This window comes from Streptomyces sp. NPDC127084 (genome assembly GCF_042724175.1).
In the GTDB taxonomy this organism is placed as follows: Bacteria; Actinomycetota; Actinomycetes; order Streptomycetales; family Streptomycetaceae; genus Streptomyces.
Map to the genome: position 1 here is coordinate 1 of NZ_JBHXFA010000022.1, position 4,326 is coordinate 4,326.

Consider the following 4,326-nt stretch of genomic DNA (forward strand, 5'->3'; position numbering starts at 1 on the left):
AACGGCATGAGGATGGCAGCCACACCCGGAACCCCTGGGCCTCCCGATCGTACGAAGGACCAGGACGAACCCAAGCAAGAAGGTAAGGAGGATGTATTCGGCGTTCCTCGGGGACTGACTCCGGGCCTGACTGGCCTCGGTCCCCTGCGTGTTGAATTTTCGGCCCCCATTGACCGGCTGGTCGACCCCGGGGCGGGCCCGAATGCCGTGGACTGTTCGGCCGGATCGGTGGCATCGTCGGCAATCGTGACGAAGCATGGATTCCTGGCATTGGCGCCGCAGTACACCACGACATCCGAGCTGCTCTCGGCGTCGGCGCATCGGCGGGGGATGGATGTCGAAGTACTCCCCGCCCGTGGCGGTGCGGGCACCGCCACGGGGAGGCGTGGTGGCCACTACTACGGCGGCCCCGCTTTCGCGGCACGCGTCGTGGACGCCCTTGAGGTCGCGCTCTTGGAGCCGTCCGACGACTGGCTGGCCGCATTGCCCTACGAGTACATCGGACGGCGCATCGCCATGGCGACCCTGGACGAGGCCCGCCGTCTGTCCCGACCGGCGTTCGTCAAGCCGCCGAGTGACAAGAGCTTCCCGGCCGCGGTCTACGCCGGCGGTCATTGCCTCCCGACGGGGCCGGAGCTGTCACCGGACGTGCCAGTACAGATCAGCGACGTGGTGACCTGGGCAGCGGAGTTCCGGCTGTATCTCCTGGACGGCGAGGTCCGTACGGGTTCGCAGTACGCCACCTTCGGCCGTCTCGACGCCGAGCGGCTGGAAGGGCACCGCTGTGAGGACGCTGTCCTGGACTTCGCGGATGATCTCCTGACCACGTGCGGCGGTGGCCTGCCCAGCGCGGTGGTCGTGGACATCGGGCTCCTGGGCACACCTGAACACGGCGCCGCCGACCAGTGGGCGGTGGTCGAGGCCAACATGGCGTGGTTCAGCAACAGCTATGCCGCGGATCCTGACCGGGTCCTGGACGTCGTCCTGCGCTCAGCTGGTCCGCGGACACGGATGGCGGAGCGAGACCGCCGGTTCTGCCGGAATATCGACGACGCTCACCTCGCCGGCTGAAACGCCGACGGGCCTACGACCCGAAGGGCGGCCGCCCGCCCAAGCACGGCGGCGACTTTGTCTTCGGCGACCCCGCCACCTGGGGCGCCGAGCAGGCCGTCACCGCCACTCGCCTCCACGGCAAGGCGACCGTGCCGGCCTGGGACCGGCTGCCGCGCAGATCGCCGCCCGGGCGGCCAGGCAGCGCTCAGGGTGAAGGTGCGGCCGGCGGCCGCATGTGGCCGAGGGGTTACTCCGCTTGGGCACAGCTTGTGCCTCCCCTATTCGGGGTCGTGGTTCACCGGAAAGACGCGAGCCGTCACGTTGCGGGGACCGGCAGCAGTCGGTAGGCGTCCCCCTGCGTGGTCACGCGGCCGGCGCTGGGCGGCGCGAAATGGGTGCCGAGAACGAGGACGTCAGTGTCGGCGAGGGCGGCGAGCAGTTCGCGGCGCGAGGCCTCGGACTGCTGCGGGTCGATGTCAACGCAGGCGCCGATGGCGGGGTGGGCGAGCTGGACGGGGTGGTGGATGCAGTCGCCGGTGATCAGCGCGGTCTCGCCCTGGCTGGTCAGCTCGACGGCGACGTGGCCGGGAGTGTGGCCGGGCGTGGGCAGCAGACGCAGGCCGGGGGCGATTTCGGCGCCCTCGGTGGGGACGTCGACGAGGTCGAGCAGGCCCGCCTGCTCGATCGGCGTCACGGAGTCGCGGAACATCTGCTTGCGTGCCTCCTCCATGTCGTACCCGGCCCAGAACTCCCTCTCGGTGCGGGAGGTGACGTAGCGGGCGTGGGGGAAGGTGGGGACCCACTCTCCGTCCGCTTCGCGCGTGTTCCAGCCGACGTGGTCGGCGTGCAGGTGGGTGAGGATCACCAGGTCGACCGATTCCGGGGGGAATCCGGCGGTGGTGAGGCGCTGGAGGTAGTCGGTGTTCAGGTCGTGCCAGGCGGGGTTGGCCCGCTCCTTGCCGTTGCCGATGCCGGTGTCGACCAGCACGCGCAGGCCGCCGACGGTGAACGCGAAGCTGTGGCTGTCGATGTGCAGGATGCCTTCACGGTCGGCGAAGTGGGGGCGCAGCCAGTCCTGCCCGGTCACCACCTCGGCAGTGGCGTCCGGCAGTAGCCACGGTCCGGTCGAGGGCGGCAGCAGGGTCTCGTCGATGCGCAGGACGGTGACGTCGCCCACGGTCCAGGCGGCGGTGGGGGTGGGGAGGGCAGAGGGCATGGTTCCTCGTTCCTTCGTTCTGATCAGCGTAGGTTCCATGGAGTGGAGGGGCAGGGCGGCGGGCATCCGCCGGTCGCTGCGGCAGCGGTGCCGGACGCCAGGGCGTCTGCCGCCAGGGCGTCTGCAGGTGAGCGCGGCGCGGAGGGCGCCGAGGACCATGCCGCAGGCCGCATGCAGGGCGTTGGGGCCCGCTCCCGGGGAGAAATGGGCCGGACATGGGGACCCCCTCTCCAGTAAACGCAACAAATTTGCGTTAAGTCACTGTAGCCCTCTAGAGTCCACTAACGCAAGATCTTAGCTTTTGATGGGCCCTGCCACTGCCCTGCCACTCCTCCTTTGAACAGGAAAGGGCGTATATGCGCGCTGTTGAGCTCACGCCGCCGGAGGCGGCCCATGAGGCCGCCCGTGCCGGACTTCCGCTGCCCGTCGACCGCCACGCGGCGGTCGCCGCCGTCGCCCGGCACATCCACTCCGTCGTCGCGGTCCTGCGGGAGCTGGACTTCGGCGAGACTGCGCCCGCCGGCGCCTACCGCGCGGGAGAGGGGAAGCACGATGCGGCCGCATGAGCTGTCCCTCGCCGCCGCCGCGGACATGATCCGGACCGGGCGGCTGTCCCCGGTCGAGTTGGTGGACTCGGTCCTCGACCGCATCGGGCAGGTGGAGCCGGGCCTCAACGCCTACGTCACGGTCGATGTGGATCGGGCGCGCCGGGCGGCGCGCGAGGCCGAAAGCGACATCGCGACCGGCCGCTACCGCGGCCCTCTGCACGGTATCCCGATGGGCCTGAAGGACTTGATCGACGTGGCCGGCATGGCGACAACGGCCGGTTCGCGGGTCCGAGCCGGCCACCGCGCGCAGAGCGACAGCACGGTCGCCGCACGCCTGACGGCGGCCGGCGCGGTCCTGCTCGGCAAGACGCACACCCACGAGTTCGCGTACGGCCTGATCACCGCGCAGACCCGCAACGCCTGGGACCCGGGCCGGATCGCCGGAGGCTCCAGCGGCGGATCGGCCGTCGCGGTGGCGTCGGGCTCCGCGTTCTTTGCCCTGGGCACCGACACCGGCGGGTCGATCCGGGTGCCCGCCGCGCTCAACGGCGTTGTCGGCCTCAAGCCGACCTATGGCCTGGTTCCCCGCCACGGCGTCACGTCCCTGTCCTGGTCGCTGGACCACGTCGGCCCGATCACCCGCACCGTCCAGGACGCGGCCCTGGTCCTGAACGCCCTGGCAGGACACGACCCGCGTGACCCCGCCTCTGTCGCGGCGCCCGCGACCGACTACCGGCCGGCCGCCGGCGAGAGCCTGACCGGGGTGCGGATCGGCGTGCCCCGCACCTATTACTTCGACCATGTCGCCCCCGAGGTCGAAGCCGCGGTCCGCCACGCCGTCGACCACCTCCAAGCCCTCGGCGCACGCCTCGTAGACGTCGAGATCCCCATGGCCCGCTATATCCAGGCCACCCAGTGGGGCCTGATGGTGCCCGAGGCCACCGCCTACCACGAGCACACCCTGCGTACGGTCCCCGAGCTCTACCAGGCCGACGTCCGCGTCCTCTTGGAGGCCGGTGCACTGATGCCTGCCGGGGACCACCTGCGCGCCCAGCGCTCGCGCACCCTCATGCGGCGGGAATGGGCCCGCACGCTGCGAGAGGTCGACGTGGTCGCCGCCCCTACCGTCCCGGCGACCGCTGTGAAGGCCGGCCAGGAGGCGATCACCTGGGCCGACGGCACCGTCGAGGGCGTCTCCGACGCCTACGTGCGCCTCTCGTCCCCGGCCAACATCACGGGAATGCCGTCCCTGTCCGTGCCGGTCGGCCATGACGCCGCAGGTATGCCGATCGGCATGCAACTGCTGGGACGGCCCCTGGGCGAGAGTGTGCTCCTGCGCGTCGGCCATGCCTACGAGCAGACCCGGCCCGCCCGCGAGCCGGTACCGGTGGCCTGAGAACGGCGCGGGGGGCGGGGCGGGGGGTTGCGGGCCACCCCCCCGTGGCGTGCGCTCGGGTGTCCTGGGCCCGTGGCGGCGACGTGTATTAAGGCGGGGGGGGCCGCGCCGCC

The 4,326-nt window shown here is 71.2% G+C and carries 4 protein-coding genes; 3 read left to right on the plus strand and 1 reads right to left on the minus strand.

What is annotated here, in order from left to right:
* The first annotated feature begins 243 nt into the window (after positions 1-243).
* Complete coding sequence (locus tag ACFWI9_RS07945; protein ID WP_387159836.1) at positions 244-1,071, plus strand: ATP-grasp domain-containing protein; 828 nt, start codon at positions 244-246, stop codon at positions 1,069-1,071.
* A gap of 298 nt (positions 1,072-1,369) precedes the next feature.
* Here the strand turns inward: ACFWI9_RS07945 and ACFWI9_RS07950 are convergent, their stop codons facing one another.
* Positions 1,370-2,269 (minus strand): MBL fold metallo-hydrolase, encoded by a 900-nt coding sequence (locus tag ACFWI9_RS07950; RefSeq protein WP_387159745.1) that lies wholly within the window; start codon positions 2,267-2,269, stop codon positions 1,370-1,372.
* Positions 2,270-2,625: 356 nt separating this feature from the next.
* Here ACFWI9_RS07950 and ACFWI9_RS07955 point away from each other — a divergent pair, with 356 nt between their 5' ends.
* A complete protein-coding gene (locus ACFWI9_RS07955; protein ID WP_387159746.1) occupies positions 2,626-2,835 on the plus strand; it encodes a hypothetical protein in 210 nt (69 codons plus the stop codon).
* Positions 2,822-4,213: an amidase gene (locus ACFWI9_RS07960; protein WP_387159747.1), complete on the plus strand. Its 1,392-nt coding sequence runs from the start codon at positions 2,822-2,824 to the stop codon at positions 4,211-4,213. The genes ACFWI9_RS07955 and ACFWI9_RS07960 overlap by 14 nt, the downstream gene beginning before the upstream one ends.
* Positions 4,214-4,326 lie beyond the last annotated feature (113 nt).